The organism is Nocardioides sp. BP30, from assembly GCF_029873215.1.
Classification (GTDB): domain Bacteria; phylum Actinomycetota; class Actinomycetes; order Propionibacteriales; family Nocardioidaceae; genus Nocardioides.
This window is the reverse complement of the sequence record NZ_CP123620.1, coordinates 2,716,393-2,732,841: the sequence shown is the minus strand read 5'-3', so window position 1 is coordinate 2,732,841 and position 16,449 is coordinate 2,716,393. Positions and strand designations below refer to the sequence as shown.

Annotated in this window: 19 protein-coding genes; 10 read left to right on the top strand and 9 right to left on the bottom strand. The window is 71.4% G+C overall.

All coding sequences use genetic code 11. The features are described from left to right. Window positions 1-4 precede the first annotated feature (4 nt). The gene (locus tag P5P86_RS12960; protein ID WP_280607856.1) at window positions 5-1,882 is read left to right on the top strand and encodes an ABC transporter ATP-binding protein; all 1,878 of its coding nucleotides are present in this window, start codon (window positions 5-7) and stop codon (window positions 1,880-1,882) included. On the opposite strand, the gene P5P86_RS12955 is transcribed toward P5P86_RS12960, so the two are convergent. Then, window positions 1,864-2,883: an SURF1 family cytochrome oxidase biogenesis protein gene (locus tag P5P86_RS12955; RefSeq protein ID WP_280607855.1), complete on the bottom strand. Its 1,020-nt coding sequence runs from the start codon at window positions 2,881-2,883 to the stop codon at window positions 1,864-1,866. The genes P5P86_RS12960 and P5P86_RS12955 overlap by 19 nt on opposite strands. Before the next feature lie 64 nt (window positions 2,884-2,947). Between P5P86_RS12955 and moaA the strand changes: the two genes are divergently transcribed. Further along, window positions 2,948-3,949 (top strand): GTP 3',8-cyclase MoaA, encoded by a 1,002-nt coding sequence (gene moaA, locus P5P86_RS12950; protein WP_280607854.1) that lies wholly within the window; start codon window positions 2,948-2,950, stop codon window positions 3,947-3,949. Between the two features lie 6 nt (window positions 3,950-3,955). Here the strand turns inward: moaA and P5P86_RS12945 are convergent, their stop codons facing one another. Continuing rightward, on the bottom strand, window positions 3,956-4,162 hold the full coding sequence (locus P5P86_RS12945; protein ID WP_280607853.1) for an acetone carboxylase: 207 nt from the start codon (window positions 4,160-4,162) through the stop codon (window positions 3,956-3,958). Next, entirely contained in the window at window positions 4,162-4,488 is a 327-nt protein-coding gene (locus P5P86_RS12940) for a DUF3099 domain-containing protein (RefSeq protein ID WP_280607852.1), read from the bottom strand. The genes P5P86_RS12945 and P5P86_RS12940 overlap by 1 nt, the downstream gene beginning before the upstream one ends. Window positions 4,489-4,544: 56 nt before the next feature. On the opposite strand from P5P86_RS12940, the gene P5P86_RS12935 reads away from it, so the two are divergent. The 4 genes from P5P86_RS12935 to P5P86_RS12920 are packed head-to-tail and all read left to right on the top strand — an operon-like array spanning window position 4,545 to window position 6,912. Then, window positions 4,545-4,760 (top strand): dodecin, encoded by a 216-nt coding sequence (locus P5P86_RS12935; RefSeq protein WP_280607851.1) that lies wholly within the window; start codon window positions 4,545-4,547, stop codon window positions 4,758-4,760. A 58-nt stretch (window positions 4,761-4,818) separates the two neighbouring features. Then, a complete protein-coding gene (locus P5P86_RS12930) occupies window positions 4,819-5,547 on the top strand; it encodes a beta-ketoacyl-ACP reductase (protein WP_280607850.1) in 729 nt (242 codons plus the stop codon). Between the two features lie 42 nt (window positions 5,548-5,589). Beyond that, on the top strand, window positions 5,590-6,369 hold the full coding sequence (fabI, locus tag P5P86_RS12925; protein WP_280607849.1) for an enoyl-ACP reductase FabI: 780 nt from the start codon (window positions 5,590-5,592) through the stop codon (window positions 6,367-6,369). Window positions 6,370-6,405: 36 nt separating this feature from the next. Further along, window positions 6,406-6,912 (top strand): SixA phosphatase family protein, encoded by a 507-nt coding sequence (locus P5P86_RS12920; RefSeq protein ID WP_280607848.1) that lies wholly within the window; start codon window positions 6,406-6,408, stop codon window positions 6,910-6,912. A 104-nt stretch (window positions 6,913-7,016) separates the two neighbouring features. Here P5P86_RS12920 and serB read toward each other — a convergent pair whose 3' ends face one another. Together serB and P5P86_RS12910 are read right to left on the bottom strand one after the other, a co-directional pair. Then, complete coding sequence (gene serB / locus P5P86_RS12915; protein ID WP_280607847.1) at window positions 7,017-8,231, bottom strand: phosphoserine phosphatase SerB; 1,215 nt, start codon at window positions 8,229-8,231, stop codon at window positions 7,017-7,019. Window positions 8,232-8,269: 38 nt separating this feature from the next. Then, window positions 8,270-9,028, bottom strand: coding sequence for an Rv1486c family protein (locus tag P5P86_RS12910; protein ID WP_280607846.1), 759 nt, complete (start codon window positions 9,026-9,028; stop codon window positions 8,270-8,272). Between the two features lie 32 nt (window positions 9,029-9,060). Between P5P86_RS12910 and P5P86_RS12905 the strand changes: the two genes are divergently transcribed. The 4 genes from P5P86_RS12905 (at window position 9,061) to P5P86_RS12890 (ending at window position 12,161) form a co-directional block, all read left to right on the top strand. Continuing rightward, entirely contained in the window at window positions 9,061-9,858 is a 798-nt protein-coding gene (locus P5P86_RS12905) for an ABC transporter ATP-binding protein (RefSeq protein ID WP_280607845.1), read from the top strand. Between the two features lie 64 nt (window positions 9,859-9,922). Beyond that, window positions 9,923-10,369, top strand: coding sequence for an NfeD family protein (locus P5P86_RS12900; RefSeq protein ID WP_280607844.1), 447 nt, complete (start codon window positions 9,923-9,925; stop codon window positions 10,367-10,369). Further along, complete coding sequence (locus P5P86_RS12895; protein WP_280607843.1) at window positions 10,369-11,499, top strand: SPFH domain-containing protein; 1,131 nt, start codon at window positions 10,369-10,371, stop codon at window positions 11,497-11,499. The genes P5P86_RS12900 and P5P86_RS12895 overlap by 1 nt, the downstream gene beginning before the upstream one ends. After that, window positions 11,499-12,161 carry a nitroreductase family protein gene (locus tag P5P86_RS12890; RefSeq protein ID WP_280607842.1) on the top strand — a complete coding sequence of 221 codons (663 nt, stop codon included), beginning with the start codon at window positions 11,499-11,501 and terminating at the stop codon, window positions 12,159-12,161. Before P5P86_RS12895 ends, P5P86_RS12890 begins: the two co-directional genes overlap by 1 nt. Here the strand turns inward: P5P86_RS12890 and P5P86_RS12885 are convergent. The 4 genes from P5P86_RS12885 to P5P86_RS12870 are packed head-to-tail and all read right to left on the bottom strand — an operon-like array spanning window position 12,124 to window position 16,440. Next, window positions 12,124-12,870 carry a gamma-glutamyl-gamma-aminobutyrate hydrolase family protein gene (locus tag P5P86_RS12885; protein WP_280607841.1) on the bottom strand — a complete coding sequence of 249 codons (747 nt, stop codon included), beginning with the start codon at window positions 12,868-12,870 and terminating at the stop codon, window positions 12,124-12,126. The two genes, P5P86_RS12890 and P5P86_RS12885, sit on opposite strands and share 38 nt — an antisense overlap. Beyond that, window positions 12,867-13,646 carry a 3-oxoacyl-ACP reductase gene (locus P5P86_RS12880; protein WP_280607840.1) on the bottom strand — a complete coding sequence of 260 codons (780 nt, stop codon included), beginning with the start codon at window positions 13,644-13,646 and terminating at the stop codon, window positions 12,867-12,869. Before P5P86_RS12880 ends, P5P86_RS12885 begins: the two co-directional genes overlap by 4 nt. Window positions 13,647-13,675: 29 nt before the next feature. Beyond that, complete coding sequence (locus tag P5P86_RS12875; RefSeq protein ID WP_280607839.1) at window positions 13,676-15,070, bottom strand: aldehyde dehydrogenase family protein; 1,395 nt, start codon at window positions 15,068-15,070, stop codon at window positions 13,676-13,678. Next, window positions 15,070-16,440 (bottom strand): glutamine synthetase family protein, encoded by a 1,371-nt coding sequence (locus P5P86_RS12870; protein ID WP_280607838.1) that lies wholly within the window; start codon window positions 16,438-16,440, stop codon window positions 15,070-15,072. Before P5P86_RS12870 ends, P5P86_RS12875 begins: the two co-directional genes overlap by 1 nt. Window positions 16,441-16,449 lie beyond the last annotated feature (9 nt).

Here is a 16,449-nt window from a genome sequence, read left to right as displayed (position 1 = left end):
CACGATGGCGGGCAACCTGGGGATGGGCGGTGTCTACCGCAACCTGCGTTCGGACCGGGAGGTGCTGGGGCAGCGTCTCGAGCCCGGGACCGTACGCCGCGTGCTCGCCTTCGCCGTACCGCACCGGCGGCTGATCTCCGTCTTCCTGGCGCTGATGGTCGTGGACGCGGGCCTGGTGGTGATCACCCCGCTGCTGACCAAGTGGGTCGTCGACGACGGCATCCTGCAGCACGACCTGTCGACGGTGTGGTGGCTGGCCGCCGGGATGGCGGTGGTGGCGATCGTGGACGCGGCGCTCGGGATCGGCAGCGGCTACCTCTCCTCGCGGATCGGCGAGGGTCTGATCTTCGACCTGCGCACCCGCGTCTTCGGGCATGTGCAGCGCCAGTCGCTGGCGTTCTTCACCCGCACCCAGACCGGCGCGCTGGTCAGCCGGCTGAACAACGACGTGATCGGTGCCCAGCGCGCCTTCACCTCGACCCTGTCGAACACCGTCGCCAACCTGATCTCGGTGCTGGTGGTCGGGGCCACCATGCTCACCCTCAGCTGGCAGGTCACGCTGCTGTGCCTGCTGCTGTTCCCGATCCTGTTCGTCACCTCGCGCTGGGTAGGCACCCAGCTGGCAGGGCTGACCCGTGAGCAGATGAACGGCAACGCCGACCTCGGCAACGCCATGACCGAGCGGTTCAACGTCGGCGGCGCGATGCTGCTCAAGCTGTTCGGCCGGCGCGACGAGGAGGACGTCTACTTCGCGGCCAAGGCGGGCGTGGTCCGCGACCTCGGGGTGCGGATCTCGCTGCTGACCCGGGTCTTCACGATGGCCATGCAGCTCGTGCCGGCCCTGGCCACCGCCCTCGTGTACGGCGTGGGCGGGTGGCTGGTGATCCGCGGGCACTTCTCGTTGGGCACGCTGACGGCTCTGGGGTTGCTGCTGGTGCGGCTGCTGGGTCCGTTGCAGAGCCTGTCCAACGCCCGGATCGACGTGATGACTGCGCTGGTCAGCTTCGAGCGCGTCTTCGAGGTGCTCGACCTGCCCTCGCTGATCCAGGAGCGGCCGGACGCGGTGGTGCTGCCGCCGGATGCGGCCAGCCTCGAGTTCGACCACGTCAGCTTCACCTATCCGCGGGCCGACGAGGTCTCCCTGGCCTCGCTGGAAAGCATCGCCCGAACCGAGCCGCGCTCGAGTGCCGAGGTGCTGCACGACGTCACCTTCCGCGCGCGGCCCGGGCAGATGATCGCGCTGGTGGGTCCTTCGGGTGCGGGGAAGACGACCGTGACCCACCTGGTGGCGCGGCTCTACGACGTGACCGGCGGTGCGGTCAGGGTGGGTGGCGAGGACGTCCGCGACGTAACGCTGCAGTCGCTCGAGGACGTGGTCGGCTACGTCACCCAGGACGCCCACATGTTCCACGACACGGTGCGGGCCAACCTGCTCTACGCACGCCCGGGTGCCACCGAGCAGCAGATCTGGGACGCGCTCGCGGCGGCGCAGATCGACGCCCTGGTCGCGGGGCTCCCGGACGGTCTGGACACCGTCGTCGGCGACCGCGGCTACCGGCTCTCCGGTGGTGAGCGTCAGCGGCTGGCGATCGCCCGGCTGCTGCTCAAGGCGCCGGCGATCGTCGTGCTGGACGAGGCGACCGCCCACCTCGACAGCGAGTCCGAGGCAGCGGTCCAGCGCGCGCTCGACGCCGCGTTGGCCGACCGGACCTCGCTGGTGATCGCCCACCGGCTCTCCACGATCCGAGACGCCGACGTCATCCTGGTGGTCGAGGACGGTCGGATCGTGCAGTCAGGCAGTCACGAGGAGCTGCTCGCCGGCGGCGGCCTGTACGCCGACCTCTACCGCACCCAGTTCGCCGGTCAGCTCTCCCGCGACTGAGAGCCGCTGCCCGAGCGCTCGATGCTCTGACCGAAGGCCTTGGTCCTGTTGGCCTCGTCACGGGCCCGCGCGGCGGCGTACGCGGCGGCCAGCGCCTGCCTGCGGGCGTTCTTGTCGTGGCGGCGGGCCTTGCGCTCATCCACGACCGTTCCTCGGGCGGCGGCGACGCTGACCGGTGGGCCGGTGGGCGTGCCGGCGTGTGCGTCGACGGCATCCTCGTCGTCCCCGCCGGTCACGTCGGGATCCGGCTCGGTGGCCGGCTCCGGTCCGCGCACGTAGAGCCGGCGCTCGTCGTACATCAGGTAGAAGAACCCGACGACGGCGAGGATGCCTAAGAACCACCACTGCAGCGCGTAGAAGAAGTGCGGGCCGTTGCTCAGGTCCGGCTCGTCATTGGGGGAGAGCGCCGTGGCAGGCTTCGGCGACTCGGACTGCACGATCAGGAACCCGCTGTCCAGCGTGCGGCCGATCGCCGGTGCGATCGTCCGGCTGGAGATCGCTCGCGTACCGAGCTGGCTGACCCGCGTGCTCGAGCCGGTGGCGTCGGCGCGGACCCAGCCGACGACGGTGACCTGGCCGCTGGGCGGGGGCGGGATCGGCACCGGGTGGTTGTCCTGGTCGGTCGAGGCGAGCCAGCCGCGGTCCACCAGGACGCCGGTGCCGTCGGCGGTGATCAGCGGCACGACGACGTCGATGCCGGACTCGCTGTGGTCGTTGGTGCGGTAGCGCCACGTGATGGTGTCGGCCGCGTCATAGGTGCCGGTGACCACGACCCGCTTCCACTCGGTGTCGCTGTCGACCTTCTTGCCGGGCGCCATCACCTCCTCGACCGGCTGGGGCGCCTGCTTCAGGTTGGCGCTGATGATGGCGTTGCCGTGGTGCTTGTCCTGCAGCCGGCCCCACTGCCACTCGCCGAGCCACCACGTGCCGTAGGCGAGGATGGCGACCGCCAGGGTGAACAGCGCCCAACGGCGGCTCAGCAGGAAGCGGAACGATCGCACCCTCCGAGGCTAACCGGCGCACGGCACCGGACCGCGATCGGGATGGGCCCCGTCCTAGGATGGTGTGGTGCAGACGACACCCCTGGTCGACCGGTTCGGACGAGTCGCCGCCGATCTGCGCGTCTCCCTGACCGATCGGTGCAACCTCCGGTGCAGCTACTGCATGCCCGCCGAGGGGTTGGCCTGGCTGCCCGACGAGCGGGTGCTCACCGACGACGAGGTGGTGCGACTGATCGGGATCGGGGTGACCCAGCTGGGCATCCGCGAGGTCCGGTTCACCGGCGGCGAGCCCCTGGTACGCCGAGGCCTGGCCGGCATCGTCGCGCGGACCCGCGCCCTGGATGCGGGGCTGGAGCTCTCCTTGACCACCAACGGGCTCGGCCTGGCGCGGCTGGCGCGGCCGCTGGCCGAGGCCGGCCTGGATCGGGTCAACGTCTCGCTGGACTCGATCCGGCCCGAGACCTTCCACCGGATCACCCGCCGGGACCGGCTGCACGACGTGCTCGAAGGCCTGGAGGCGGCGGCGGACGCGGGCCTCGGCCCGATCAAGGTCAATGCGGTGCTGCTGCGCGACGTCAACGAGGACCAGGCGGCCGAGCTGCTGGAGTGGGCCGTGCGCGGCGGTTACCAGCTGCGCTTCATCGAGCAGATGCCGCTCGACGCCCAGCACGGCTGGACCCGCGAGACGATGGTGACCGCCGCGGAGACGCTGGCGCGACTGGAGAAGGAGTTCGACCTGACCCCGGCGACCGAGCCGCGGGGGAGCGCCCCGGCCGAGCTCTTCGTCGTCGACGGCGGACCTGCGACAGTCGGTGTCATCGCCTCGGTGACCCGGCCCTTCTGCGGCGACTGCGACCGGGTGCGGCTGACCGCCGACGGACAGGTGCGCAACTGCCTGTTCGCCCGCGAGGAGTCCGACCTGCGCGCCGCGCTGCGTGCCGGCCTGCCCGATGAGCAGATCGCGCAGCGCTGGGTCGCGGCGATGGCCGGCAAGCGCGCGGGACACGGGATCGACGACCCGACCTTCCTGCAGCCCGATCGACCCATGTCGGCGATCGGCGGCTGAGGGCGGCTACCGGGGCTGCAGCGTCCCGTCGTGCGGCGCCGTCTCCTGCAGGAACCCGCGCGCGCTGAGGAACGCGGCCAGCGACTCCTGGTGCTCGTCGCACGCCAGCCAGACCTTGCGGCGGTCGGGGGTGTGGATGCGCGGGTTGTTCCAGCCCAGCGCCCAGGTGGCGGGCGCGCGGCAGCCCTTGGCCGAACAGACGTCAGGCTCCATCAGCCGCGGTCCTCGCGGTGGGGCTCGGGGTCGTTGTGCAGCTCGTTGGCGTGATACGGCGTGTCGAGCAGGTCCATCTCGGTGGCGCCCTTGGTGTTGGCGGCGTTGGCCATCACCACCGCGATGTAGGGCAGGAAGATCGCCGCGAGGATCAGCACCGGCCACAGCCACACCACGTGGTTGACGCCGGCGATGACGGCGCCGATGAAGCACAGGGTGCGGATGCCCATCGCCATCACGTAGCGCCGCTGCCGGTGTGCGATGTCCACCTGCCGGCTCTGTGCCGCCGTGGTGATCCGGATCGGCTGATCGTGGGCCCTGGCCATGTCCCGATCGTACGCCGCGGGTCGCAGGGCGCCCGGACCCGGCTAGAGTCGGTCGCATGACCAACCGCACCTACCGCGTGACCGAGATCGTCGGCTCCGCTCCCGATGGCATCGACGAAGCCATCCGCAACGCCGTCGAGCGGGCCTCGAAGACGCTGCGGCACATCGACTGGTTCGAGGTGACCCAGGTCCGCGGCCAGGTCAAGGACGGTTCGGTCGAGCACTTCCAGGTCGGGATCAAGCTCGGCTTCCGGCTCGAGGACGAGGCCTAGCCCACACCGCGGCGCGGGCGGTAGGCCTACGCTCCGGTAATCGCTACGGTCGCGTAACGTGACTGACTCACCGCTGACCACCGTCCCCCGCTCGGTCCTCGTCACCGGCGGCAACCGCGGCATCGGCCGCGCCATCGCCGAGGCGTTCCTCGCCCAGGGCGACAAGGTGGCGGTGACGACCCGCAACGGCGGCGCACCCGAAGGTGCCCTCGACGTACGGTGCGACATCACCGATCCCGAACAGGTGGACGCCGCGTTCGCGCAGATCGAGCAGGCGCACGGCCCGGTCGAGGTCCTGGTCGCCAACGCCGGGATCACCCAGGACACCCTCATCCTGCGGATGAGCGAGGACGACTGGACCTCGGTCATCGACACCAACCTGACCGGCTCCTACCGGCTCGCGAAGCGTGCCGCCAAGGGGATGCTGCGGCTCAAGCGCGGCCGGCTGATCTTCGTCTCCTCGGTGGTAGGGCTGCTGGGCAGCGCGGGGCAGGCCAACTACGCCGCCTCCAAGGCCGGCCTCGTGGGCCTGGCCCGCTCGCTCGCGCGCGAGCTCGGTTCGCGCAGCATCACCGCCAACGTCGTCGCGCCGGGCTTCGTCACCACCGACATGACCGACGTCCTCACCGAGGACCAGAAGAGCGCGATCAAGCAGCAGGTCCCGCTCGGCCGCTACGCCTCCCCGGACGAGATCGCCAGCGCCGTCACCTGGCTGGCCGGCGACGGTGCCGCCTACGTCACCGGCGCCGTGATCCCGGTCGACGGCGGCCTCGGCATGGGCCACTGAGCCGGTCTCGACAACCTCGATCAACCAAGAACAGGAACTGTGATGGGACTTCTCGAAGGTAAGCGGATCCTGGTCGCCGGGGTCACGATGGACTCCTCGATCGGCTTCGCCGTCGCCAAGGTGGCGCAGGAGCAGGGTGCCACGGTGCTCATCTCGAACTTCGGCCGCGCGCTGTCGATCACCAAGCGGATCGCCAAGCGGCTGCCGCAGGAGCCGCCGGTGCTGGACCTGGACGTGACCAACCAGGAGCACCTCGACGGCCTGGCCGACGCCGTCCGCGAGCACCTCGGCCCGGACGCGACCCTCGACGGCGTGGTGCACTCGATCGCCTTCGGCAACCCGGAGACGCTGCTGGGCGGCAAGTTCCTCGGCGGACCCTGGGAGGACGTCGCGCAGGCGGTCCAGGTCTCGGCGTACTCGCTCAAGAGCCTGGCCATGGCGACCAAGCCGGTGCTGGCCCCCGGGGCGGCCATCGTGGGCTTGACCTTCGACGCGACGGTCGCCTGGCCGGCGTACGACTGGATGGGGGTGGCGAAGGCGGCGCTGGAGTCGACCAACCGCTACCTGGCCCGCTACCTCGGCCCGGAGGGCATCCGGGTCAACCTGGTCTCGGCCGGTCCGTTGCGCACCATCGCCGCCAAGGCCATCCCCGGCTTCGAGGAGCTCGACGCGATGTGGTCCGACCGCTCGCCGCTGGGCTGGGACAACACCGACCAGGAGCCGACCGCGAAGGCCGTGTGCGCGCTGCTCAGCGACTTCTTCCCGGCCACGACCGGCGAGATCGTCCATGTCGACGGCGGCTACCACGCGATGGGCGCCTGACCCACCGGTCACGCTCCGGCCCACTAGGCTCATCCCATGCGGACCCTGGTCATCGCGCGGCACGCCAAGGCGGAGGCCTCGGCCCCCAGCGACATCGAGCGGCAGCTCACCGAGCGCGGGCACGCCGACGCCGAGGAGGCGGGGGCCTGGCTTGCCCAGCAGGGCATCGAGCCGCAGGACGCGCTGGTCTCCGGCGCCGCGCGCACCGCGCAGACCTGGGAGGACCTGGCGGGCGGTGCGGGCTGGGAGCTGGACATCGCGCAGTACGTCGATGCGCTCTACACCGCCGGCACCGACACCGTCCTGGACCTGATCCGCGAGACCGACGACGGCGTGAGCACCCTGGTGGTCCTGGGGCACAACCCGACGATCGGGCTGCTCGCACAGCTGCTGGACGACGGCGACGGTGACGACGAGGTCGCCAACGCGATGGTCTCGGGCTTCCCGACCTCGGCCGTCGCGGTGTTCGCCTACGACGGCGACTGGGCGGACGTCGAGGAGGCGAGCGCGACGCTGACCGGCTTCCATGTGGGGCGCGGCTGATGGTTCTGACCCCCAGGGGTCGAAACCGCAGCCTGGGGGGCAAAGCTTCGCCCGACAACGTTCGGTTCTGACCCCCAGGGGTCAAAACCGTGCGCGCACGCCACTCAGAGCAGCGGCGGAGCAGGCGTCACGATCCCGGCCTCGGCGTCGGCCGCCTCGATCTCCTCACGGGTGAAGCCGAGCAGATACATGATGGTGTCGAGGTAGGGGACGTTCACGGCGGTGTGCGCGGCGGAGCGGACGGCCGGCTTGGCGTTGTAGGCGACCCCGAGGCCGGCTGCGGCGAGCATGTCGAGGTCGTTGGCGCCGTCGCCGATCGCGACAGTGGAGGCCTCGGTGAGGCCCAGCTCGGCGGCGAACTCCCGCAACGCGCGCGCCTTCCCGGCCCGGTCGACCACCTCGCCGACCACGTTGCCGGTCAGCACGCCGTCGACGATCTCGAGCTCGTTGGCCCGGGCGTAGTGGATGCCGAGGTCCTGGGCGAGCCGGTCGGTGATCTGGGAGAAGCCGCCGGAGACGATCGCGAACCGGTAGCCGAGCCGGCGCAGCGTGCGGACCATGGTGCGGGCGCCGGGGTTGAGGTGCAGCGACTCGTACACCTCGTCGAGCGCGGAGGCGGGCACGCCGGCGAGCAGCTTCACCCGGGCGCGCAGCGACTCCTCGAAGTCGAGCTCGCCGCGCATGGCCGCCTCGGTCACCCGCGCCACCTCCTCCTCACAGCCGGCGTGGGCGGCGATCATCTCGATCACCTCACCGTCGATGAGGGTGGAGTCGACGTCCATGACGACCAGCTTCATGCCGCGGCGCAGCAGGTTCTCCGGCTGCACGGCGATGTCGACGCCCTGTGCCGCGGCCTCGGCGGCCAGCTCCGTACGCAGCACGTCGGGCGAGGCACCGGACACGTGCAGGTCGAACGCGGTGACCGGATAGCGCGCCAGCCGGATGATCCGGTCGATGTTCGCCCCGGCGGAGGCGATCCGGCGCGTCACGGCGGCCAGCGCCGCCGCCTTGAGCGGCGTGCCGAGCACGGTGACGTGAGCGCGCTCGCGCGAGCGGCGGGGCCGGTCGCCCGAGCCGGACTCGATCTCCACCGACATCTCCAGCGCGCGGGCGGTCTCCTCGATCGCGGTGCGCAGCGCCGCAGGATCCGCCGGAGCGGTCACCAGCAGGCCGAGCACGAGCCGGCCGCGCAGCACGATCTGCTCGAGGTCGACCACGTCGACCCCTGCGAGCGCGAGGGTCGCCAGGGTGGAGGACGTGACGCCGGGCCGGTCGCGGCCGGTCAGCGTGATCAGCAGGGTCTCGGGTGCATCAGCCATCGCAGTGCGAACGCTATCGCCTCGCCGACCCCCGTCGGTCAGGACGGCCACGCCTCGGGCGAGCCGGCAGCGGTCAGCGCGCGGCGGGCCGCCCGGTCCAGGGGCAGCAGCGCCTCACGGCGGCCGCTCATCTCGTACGCCGTCACCGCGCCACCCTCGTCCTCCAGGGCCAGGGCGACGATCTCCGCTGCCTGCCAGCCCCGTTCGGCCAGCTCCACGCACCGGGCGGGCACCCCCGGTGCTGCCTGGACCGGATCGCGGTGCCGCAGGTTCATCAGCCGGTCCGCGACGTCGGGCCGCCAGCGGGCGACGTCGAGGTCGGCGAGCGCCTGGGCCGATGCCACCAACGCCGCCCGCAGCGCCCGGTCGGCCTCGCCGACGTCGGGCAGCTGGCGGCGTTGGGCGGCGTACGCCTGCCAGGTGATGACGGCTCCGACGCGGACCGGCACCAGACCGATGCCGGCGTCGGCGACGACAGCCTCGCCGGCCTCCAGGGCGGCGTGGTTGAAGGGCGGCGGGCCGCCGAGCCCGACCGCGTCGCCCTCGGCGGGGAAGGCGCAGCCGAGGGACGTCGTACCCTCGGCGCGCAACCGGCCGAGGCCGCCGACGAGCGTCTCGGCGGCGTCGCCGCCCCCGAGACCGAGCTCGCCGAGGCCGGCGACGGTGTGCGTCGCGTCGTGCCCGATCACGGCATCGAGCATCAGGTCGGTGACCACGGCGCCGCGCAACCACGCGGTGCCCCACCAGGCCAGACGGAGGGCAGGGGAGAGCGAGGTCGCCGACGTGGCCGCTGACATGGCGCAGAACGGTAGTCGATATCTTTGCGAGCATGGCCGCCGTCCTTGATCTCGTCGATGTCACCGTCCGTCGCGGCCAGAGCCTGCTGCTCGACCGGGTGACGTGGCGGGTCGAGGAGGACGAGCGCTGGGTGATCCTCGGGCCCAACGGCGCCGGGAAGACCACGCTGATGCAGCTGGCGGCGGCCCAGCTGCACCCGACCAGCGGCACCGTCGAGGTGCTCGAGGGACGACTCGGCAAGGTCGACCTGAGCGAGATCCGTCCCCGCATCGGCGTCACCAGCGCCGCGCTGGCCGACCGGATCCCCCGCGAGGAGTCGGTGCGCGACGTCATCGTCACGGCCTCCTACGGCATCTACGGCCGGTGGAAGGAGCAGTACGACGAGGTCGACCACGACCGCGCCGAGGCGCTCCTGACCGAGATCGGCATCGCCCACCTGGCCGACCGCACCTTCGGCACGCTGTCCGAGGGCGAGCGCAAGCGCGTCCAGATCGCGCGGGCGCTGATGGTGGACCCCGAGCTGCTGCTGCTCGACGAGCCGGCGGCCGGGCTCGACCTCGGCGGCCGCGAGGACCTGGTCTCGACGCTCTCGACGCTGGCCTACGACCCGGACTCCCCGGCGACGGTGCTGGTCAGCCACCACGTCGAGGAGATCCCGCAGGGCTTCAGCCATGTTCTGCTGCTGCGTCGCGGCACCGTCGTCGCGGCGGGTCTGCTCGATCAGGTCCTCACCGAGGCGAACCTGTCCCAGGCCTTCGGCATGCCGTTGACGCTCGACGCCGTGGACGGCCGCTACGCCGCGCGGCGCCGTACCCGCCGGGCGCACTGACGCCGGCAGGCCCGCGCCCGCTCGGATCCGCCTCGCTCGACCGGGGCGTGACTAGAGTGCAAGTGTGGACTGGTTGATCTGGCTCTGCGTCGCCGCAGGCCTCGCGATCCTCGAGTTGCTGAGCCTCGACCTCGTGCTGCTCATGCTGGCCGGGGGAGCGCTCGCGGCCACGATCGTCGCGATCCCCAGTGGCAGTGTCGTCGTCGAGGCCGTGGTGGCCATCGTCGTCAGCGCCGGCATGCTCAGCCTGGTCCGGCCCTCGCTCGTGGAGCGCCTCCACCGCGGCAGCCCCGAGCTGCGCATCGGTCCGGATCGGCTGGTCGGCAAGCGCGCCGAGGTGACCACCTCGATCAGCACCGACCACCCCGGCCAGGTGATCATCGCCGGGGAGCAGTGGACCGCTGCCCCCTACGACGAGACCCTCGTGATCGCGCCCGGCTCCACCGTCGAGGTCCTGGCGATCAGAGGCGCCACGGCCTACGTCCATCCCCTCCCGAAGGAGATCTTCTGATGGCTCTCGCAGTGTTGATCGTGATCGTCGTCCTGGCACTGTTCGTGATCATCACGCTCGCCAAGTCGGTCCGCATCGTCCCGCAGGCCCGGACCGGCATCGTGGAGCGGTTCGGGAAGTACAAGGGCTCGCTGGCGCCGGGGCTGAACGTCATCACGCCCTTCGTGGACAAGGTCCGCTACGTCATCGACATGCGCGAGCAGGTCGTCTCCTTCCCGCCGCAGGGGATGATCACGCAGGACAACCTGACCGTCTCCATCGACACGGTGCTCTACTTCCAGGTCACCGACCCGATCGCGGCGACGTACGAGATCGCGAACTACATCACTGCAGTCGAGCAGCTCACCATGACCACCCTGCGCAACATCGTCGGCGGCATGGACCTGGAGAAGACGCTCACCAGCCGCGAGTCGATCAACAGCCAGCTCTCCGCGGTGCTCGACGGCGACACCGGCCGATGGGGGCTGAAGGTCAAGCGGGTGGAGATCAAGTCCATCGAGCCGCCGCCCTCGATCAAGGACGCGATGGAGAAGCAGATGCGCGCCGACCGCGACAAGCGTGCCGCGATCCTCCAGGCCGAGGGTCTGCGGCAGTCGGCCATCCTCAGCGCCGAGGGCAACAAGCAGTCGGCCATCCTCAACGCAGAGGGTCAGCGCGAATCGCAGATCCTGGCCGCCCAGGGCGAGCGCGAGGCCGCCATCCTGCGCGCCCAGGGCGAGGGCCAGGCCATCCAGACCGTCTTCCAGGCGATCCACGACGGCCAGCCCGACCAGTCGCTGCTCGCCTACCAGTACCTCCAGCTGCTGCCGCAGATCGCCCAGGGCGATGCGAACAAGCTCTGGATCCTGCCCAGCGAGTTCACCAAGACCATCGAGGGTCTCGGATCCACGCTCAACTCCGCGCTGGGCATCCCGGCCAAGGCCGCCGGCGACTTCAAGCGCGTCGACATGGGCCCGGGCGCCACACCGCTGGAGGAGGCCCGTACGACGGAGGCCGACGACGCCGTGCAGCAGGCGATCGCCGAGGCCGCCTCCGCGGCGAACCCGGGGCTGTCGGCCGCACCCACGGGCGAGGCACCGCCCAGCGCACCCGCGGGCGAGGCAGGCACGGACGAGGAGCCCGGCGCCTGATGGAGCTCGCCGAGGTCATCCGGACGACGGCGGCGATCCGGGAGTTCACCGACGACCCGTTGCCGGACGACGTCCTGGCGCGGATCCTCGACCTGGCCAGGTTCGCGCCCAGCGGCGGCAACCGGCAGGGAGTGCGGATCGTCGCGGTCCGCGAAGGGACGACCCGGGAGCGGCTGGTCGACCTCACCGCGCCGGGCGTGCGGCGCTACATGGCGCAGAGGAAGGCCGGCGAGGGCCCGTGGAACCCGCTGACCCCACCCGGCCCGAGTGCCGAGGAGATCGCCGCGACAGCGGTGCCCGACTCCTTCGTGGAGCCCCTGCGCCAGGCGCCGGTCGTCCTGGTGGTGCTGGTCGACCAGGGCGTGCTGGCCAGCACGGACCAGCACCTGGACCGCGTCGGCCTGGTCGGGGGCGCGTCGGTCTACCCGCTGGTGTGGAACATCCTGCTCGCCGCCCGGGCCGAGGGGTACGGCGGCGTCATCACCACGATGGCCGCCGCGCAGGAGCCGGCGGTCCTGGAGCTGCTCGGTGCGCCCCCTCAGTACGCGGTGGCAGCCGTCGTACCGCTCGGCCGTCCGGTCCACCAGCCCACCCGGCTCACCCGCCGGGCGGTGGCCGACTTCGTCACCCGTGAGCGCTTCGACGGCGCGCCTCTGGCGTGAGGGCCGCGCGGGCCCGTGCCGCCGCCACCAGGCCCGTCAGCAGCCCGATGTCGGCGACCGTCTCCGGATGCCACTGGACCCCCACGCAGAACCGCGGCCCCGGTGCCTCGATCGCCTCCAGCGTGCCGTCCGCCGCCCGGGCGGCCACCGCGAAGCCGGGGGCGGAGCGCACGGACTGGTGATGGTGGCACGCGACGGCGGCCGTCGACTCCCGCAGCAGCCCTGCCAGCCGGGTCCCCGGCTCGACGGCCACCGTGGTGGTGCCGAAGGCATCGCCGCCGGGGGAGTGCTCGTCATGGCGCACCAGGTCCGGGGTGTGCTGGTCGAGGTCGCCACCGGCGTGCACCGCCATCAGCTGCATGCCTCGGCACACGCCGAGGACCGGGAGACCGGAGGCCTCCGCGGCGTCGAGCAGGGCGAGCTCCCAGGTGTCCCGGTCGGGTCGCCAGCCGGCGGTGCGCGGGTGCGCTGCGGCGCCGTACCGCTCGGGGTCGACATCGGCCCCACCGGAGATCACCAACCCGTCGAGGCGGTCGGCCACCCCGGCGGCCGCACCGGTCGACGCGACCGGCGGGAGGAGCACCGGCACCCCGCCGACGGCCTCGACCGCGCGCGCGTACTGGGCGGGCAGGAGGTCGGCGGCCTGGTGCCACACGCCCCAGGCCGCCTCCTCCCGGTAGGTCGTCAGCCCGATGAGAGGAAGGCTCACAGCGGGGTGACGTAGGCGCCGGAGATGCCCCCGTCGACGAGGAACGTGTTGGCGGTCATGAACGAGGAGTCGTCCGAGGCCAGGAACAGCACCGCCGAGGCCATCTCCTCCGGCTCGCCGAACCGTCCCATCGGCACGTGCACCAGCCGGCGGGCGGCTCGCTCGGGATCGCTGGCGAACAGCTCCTTGAGCAGCGGCGTGTTCACCGGGCCGGGGCACAGCGCGTTGACCCGGACGCCCTCGCGGGCGAACTGCACGCCCAGCTCACGGGTCATCGACAGCACGCCGCCCTTGGAGGCGGAGTAGGAGATCTGCGAGGTCGCCGCCCCCATCACCGCGACGAACGAGGCGGTGTTGATGATCGATCCCTTGCCCTGTTCGAGCATGTAGGGCAGCGCCGCCTTGCAGCACAGGTAGACGCTGGTGAGGTTGACCTCCTGCACCTTGCGCCACGCGTCGAGCTCGGTGGTCAGGATGGAGTCGTCGTCAGGCGGGCTGATGCCAGCGTTGTTGAAGGCGATGTCGACGGAGCCGTAGGTGTCCTTGGCGGTCTTGAAGAGCGCGTCGACCTCCTCCTTGCTGGTCACGTCGACGTGGACGTACGTCGCCACCGCGGCGCCGCCCAGCTCCTCGACCAGCGCTGCCCCCGCCTCGTCGGCGATGTCGCCGATGACCACGCGCGCGCCCTCGGAGACGAAGCGGCGTACCGTCGCCAGCCCGATGCCCGAGCAACCGCCGGTGACAACCGCCACCTTGTCCTGGATCCTGCCTGTCATTTCTCTCCTGTTCGATGATGCGTGAGGGATCATTGGGCGATGAAGACGTTCTTCTCCTCGGTGAACGCGTAGGGCGCGTCCGGACCGAGCTCGCGACCGAGGCCGGACTGCTTGTAGCCGCCGAACGGGGTCCAGTAGCGCACCGAGGAGTGCGAGTTGACGCTGAGGTTGCCGGCCTGGACGCCGCGCGCGACCCGCAGGCCCTTGCCCAGGTCGTTGGTGAAGATGGAGCCGGAGAGGCCGTACTCGGTGTCGTTGGCCTTGGCGATCGCGTCGGCCTCGTCGTCGAACGGCATCACCGCCACGACCGGCCCGAAGACCTCCTCGCGCCAGATCGGCAGCGCCGGATCCTCGACCGCCACCACGGTCGGGGGCACCCAGAACCCGGGGCTGCCCGCTCCGGCGGGGCTCGAGCCCTGGATCGCGACCTCCGCACCGTCGAGGTAGCCCGTCACCCGCTGCTGCTGGGTCGCCGAGATCAACGGCCCCATCTCGCTGGTCTCGTCGCTGGGGTCCAGCACCCGCAGCCCCGTCACCGCCGGCTCCAGCAGGGCCAGGAAGTCGTCGTACACGCTGCGCTCGACCAGGAGGCGGGAGCGGGCGCAGCAGTCCTGGCCGGCGTTGTCGAAGACGGCGTAGGGCGCGCTGGCCGCCGCGGCTGCCAGGTCGGTGTCGGCGAAGATGACGTTGCTCGACTTCCCGCCCAGCTCCAGGGTCACGTTCTTCACCTGCTCCGCGCAGCCCGCCATGATCCGCTTGCCGACCGCCGTCGAGCCGGTGAAGCAGACCTTGCGCACGAGCGGATGGGTGACGAACCGCTCGCCGACCACCGGGCCGGCGCCCGGGATGACGGTGAGCACGTGCTCGGGCAGACCCGCTTCGAGGGCGAGCTCGCCCAGCCGGAGCGCTGTGAGCGGGGTGAGCTCGGCGGGCTTGAGCACCACCGTGTTGCCCGCGGCGAGGGCGGGCGCGAACCCCCAGGCGGCGATCGGCATCGGGAAGTTCCAGGGCACGATGATCCCGACCACGCCGAGCGGCTCGTGGAAGGTCACGTCCAGCCCGCCGGCGACCGGGATCTGCTTGCCGGTCATCCGCTCGGGGGCGCCGGCGTAGTAGTTCAGCAGGTCACGGACGTTGCCGGCCTCCCAGCGCGCGTTGCCCCAGGTGTGGCCGGCGTTGCGGACCTCGATCTCGGCGAGCTCGTCGAGGTGGGCGTCCACCACGGCGGCGAAGCGGCGCAGCAGTGCGGCGCGCTCACCCGGAGCGAGGGTGCGCCAGGTGGCGAAGGCCTCGTGGGCCGCGACGATCGCGGCGTCGGCCTCCTCGACCGATGCCAGGGGTACGTCGAGGAGCGGCTGGGCGGTGGCGGGGTTGACGACGGTGAAGACGTCGCCGGTGGTGGGTCCGCTGGTGTGCGTGGTCATTACATCCTCTCGAAGCCGCGGCGCAGCTCCCAGTCGGTGACGGTGGCGTTGTAGGCGGCCAGCTCGACGTCGGCCATGTTGACGTAGTGGTCGACGACCTCATCGCCCAGTGCCGCCCGGGCGAAGGTGGAGCCCGCGAAGACCTCGCGTGCCTCGAGCAGCGTGGCCGGCACCCGGGGTAGCTCGCTGGCGTAGGCGTTCCCGACGAGCGCCTCCGGCAGCGGGAGGTCGTTGTCGATCCCGTGGAGGCCACCGGCGATCATCGCGGCGAGCGCCAGGTACGGATTGACGTCCGCACCGGGCACCCGGTTCTCCAGGCGGGCGCCGGAGCCGTGGCCGACCAGTCGCACCGCGCAGGTGCGGTTGTCCTCACCCCACGCGATGGCCGTCGGTGCGAAGGAGCCGGCGGCGAACCGCTTGTAGGAGTTGATGTTGGGCGCATAGAGCAGGGTGAGCTCCGACATCGTGGCCAGCAGGCCGGCGACGAAGCGGTCGTAGAGCGGCGTACGGCGCCCCTGGTCGCCATCCCAGAAGATCAGCGACCCGTCGGCGCCGCGCAGCGAGAGGTGGATGTGGCACGAGCTGCCCTCGCGCTGGTTGTACTTCGCCATGAAGGTCAGCGACCGGCCGTGCTGGGCGGCGATCTCCTTGGCCGCGTTCTTGTAGACCACGTGGTTGTCGGCGGTGGTCAGCGCATCGGCGTAGAGGAAGCCGATCTCGTGCTGGCCGTCGTTGCACTCGCCCTTCGAGCCCTCCACATCGAGTCCAGCGGCGTACATGTGCGTGCGGATGTCGCGGATCAGCGGCTCGACCCGGCTGGTGCCGAGGATCGAGTAGTCGACGTTGTAGCCGTTGACCGGCGTGAGCTGCTGCCAGTCGGCACGGGCGGCGGCCTCGTAGGTGTCCTCGAAGGCGATGAACTCCAGCTCGGTGCCCGCCAGGGCGATCCAGCCGCGCTCGGCCAGCCGGTCGAGCTGGCGCGCCAGGATCGCCCGCGGCGACTGCACGACGGGCTGTCCGTCGGGCCAGACCAGGTCGCATTGGACCAGCGCCGTGCCGGGCAGGTGGGTCAGCCGCCGGATGGTGCGCTCGTCGAGGACGAACTCCATGTCGCCGTACCCGCGCTCCCACGACGAGATCGCGTAGCCGTCGACGGTGTTCATCTCGACGTCGACGGCCAGGAGGTAGTTGCAGCCCTCGGTGCCGTGACCCAGGACGTGGTCGACGAAGTAGTGCCCGTGCAGGCGCTTGCCCTGGAGCCTGCCCTGCATGTCCGTGAAGGCGACGACGACGGTGTCGATGTCACCGGCCTCGATGGCGGTGCGCAGGGCCTCCGCGCTCAGGTGCCGGTTGTTGCGGAGCTCGGTCACAGGCGTCCT

Bases quoted from the DNA above. Each gene is read 5' to 3' on its own strand.
- P5P86_RS12920 (WP_280607848.1), top strand. From the start codon at position 6,406: ATGCGGACCCTGGTCATCGCGCGGCACGCCAAGGCGGAGGCCTCGGCC.
- P5P86_RS12905 (WP_280607845.1), top strand. From the start codon at position 9,061: ATGGCCGCCGTCCTTGATCTCGTCGATGTCACCGTCCGTCGCGGCCAG.
- serB (WP_280607847.1), bottom strand. From the start codon at position 8,231: ATGGCTGATGCACCCGAGACCCTGCTGATCACGCTGACCGGCCGCGAC.
- P5P86_RS12910 (WP_280607846.1), bottom strand. From the start codon at position 9,028: ATGTCAGCGGCCACGTCGGCGACCTCGCTCTCCCCTGCCCTCCGTCTG.
- P5P86_RS12960 (WP_280607856.1), top strand. From the start codon at position 5: ATGGCGGGCAACCTGGGGATGGGCGGTGTCTACCGCAACCTGCGTTCG.
- fabI (WP_280607849.1), top strand. From the start codon at position 5,590: ATGGGACTTCTCGAAGGTAAGCGGATCCTGGTCGCCGGGGTCACGATG.
- P5P86_RS12875 (WP_280607839.1), bottom strand. From the start codon at position 15,070: ATGACCACGCACACCAGCGGACCCACCACCGGCGACGTCTTCACCGTC.
- P5P86_RS12935 (WP_280607851.1), top strand. From the start codon at position 4,545: ATGACCAACCGCACCTACCGCGTGACCGAGATCGTCGGCTCCGCTCCC.
- P5P86_RS12940 (WP_280607852.1), bottom strand. From the start codon at position 4,488: ATGGCCAGGGCCCACGATCAGCCGATCCGGATCACCACGGCGGCACAG.
- P5P86_RS12890 (WP_280607842.1), top strand. From the start codon at position 11,499: ATGGAGCTCGCCGAGGTCATCCGGACGACGGCGGCGATCCGGGAGTTC.
- P5P86_RS12895 (WP_280607843.1), top strand. From the start codon at position 10,369: ATGGCTCTCGCAGTGTTGATCGTGATCGTCGTCCTGGCACTGTTCGTG.
- P5P86_RS12880 (WP_280607840.1), bottom strand. From the start codon at position 13,646: ATGACAGGCAGGATCCAGGACAAGGTGGCGGTTGTCACCGGCGGTTGC.
- P5P86_RS12945 (WP_280607853.1), bottom strand. From the start codon at position 4,162: ATGGAGCCTGACGTCTGTTCGGCCAAGGGCTGCCGCGCGCCCGCCACC.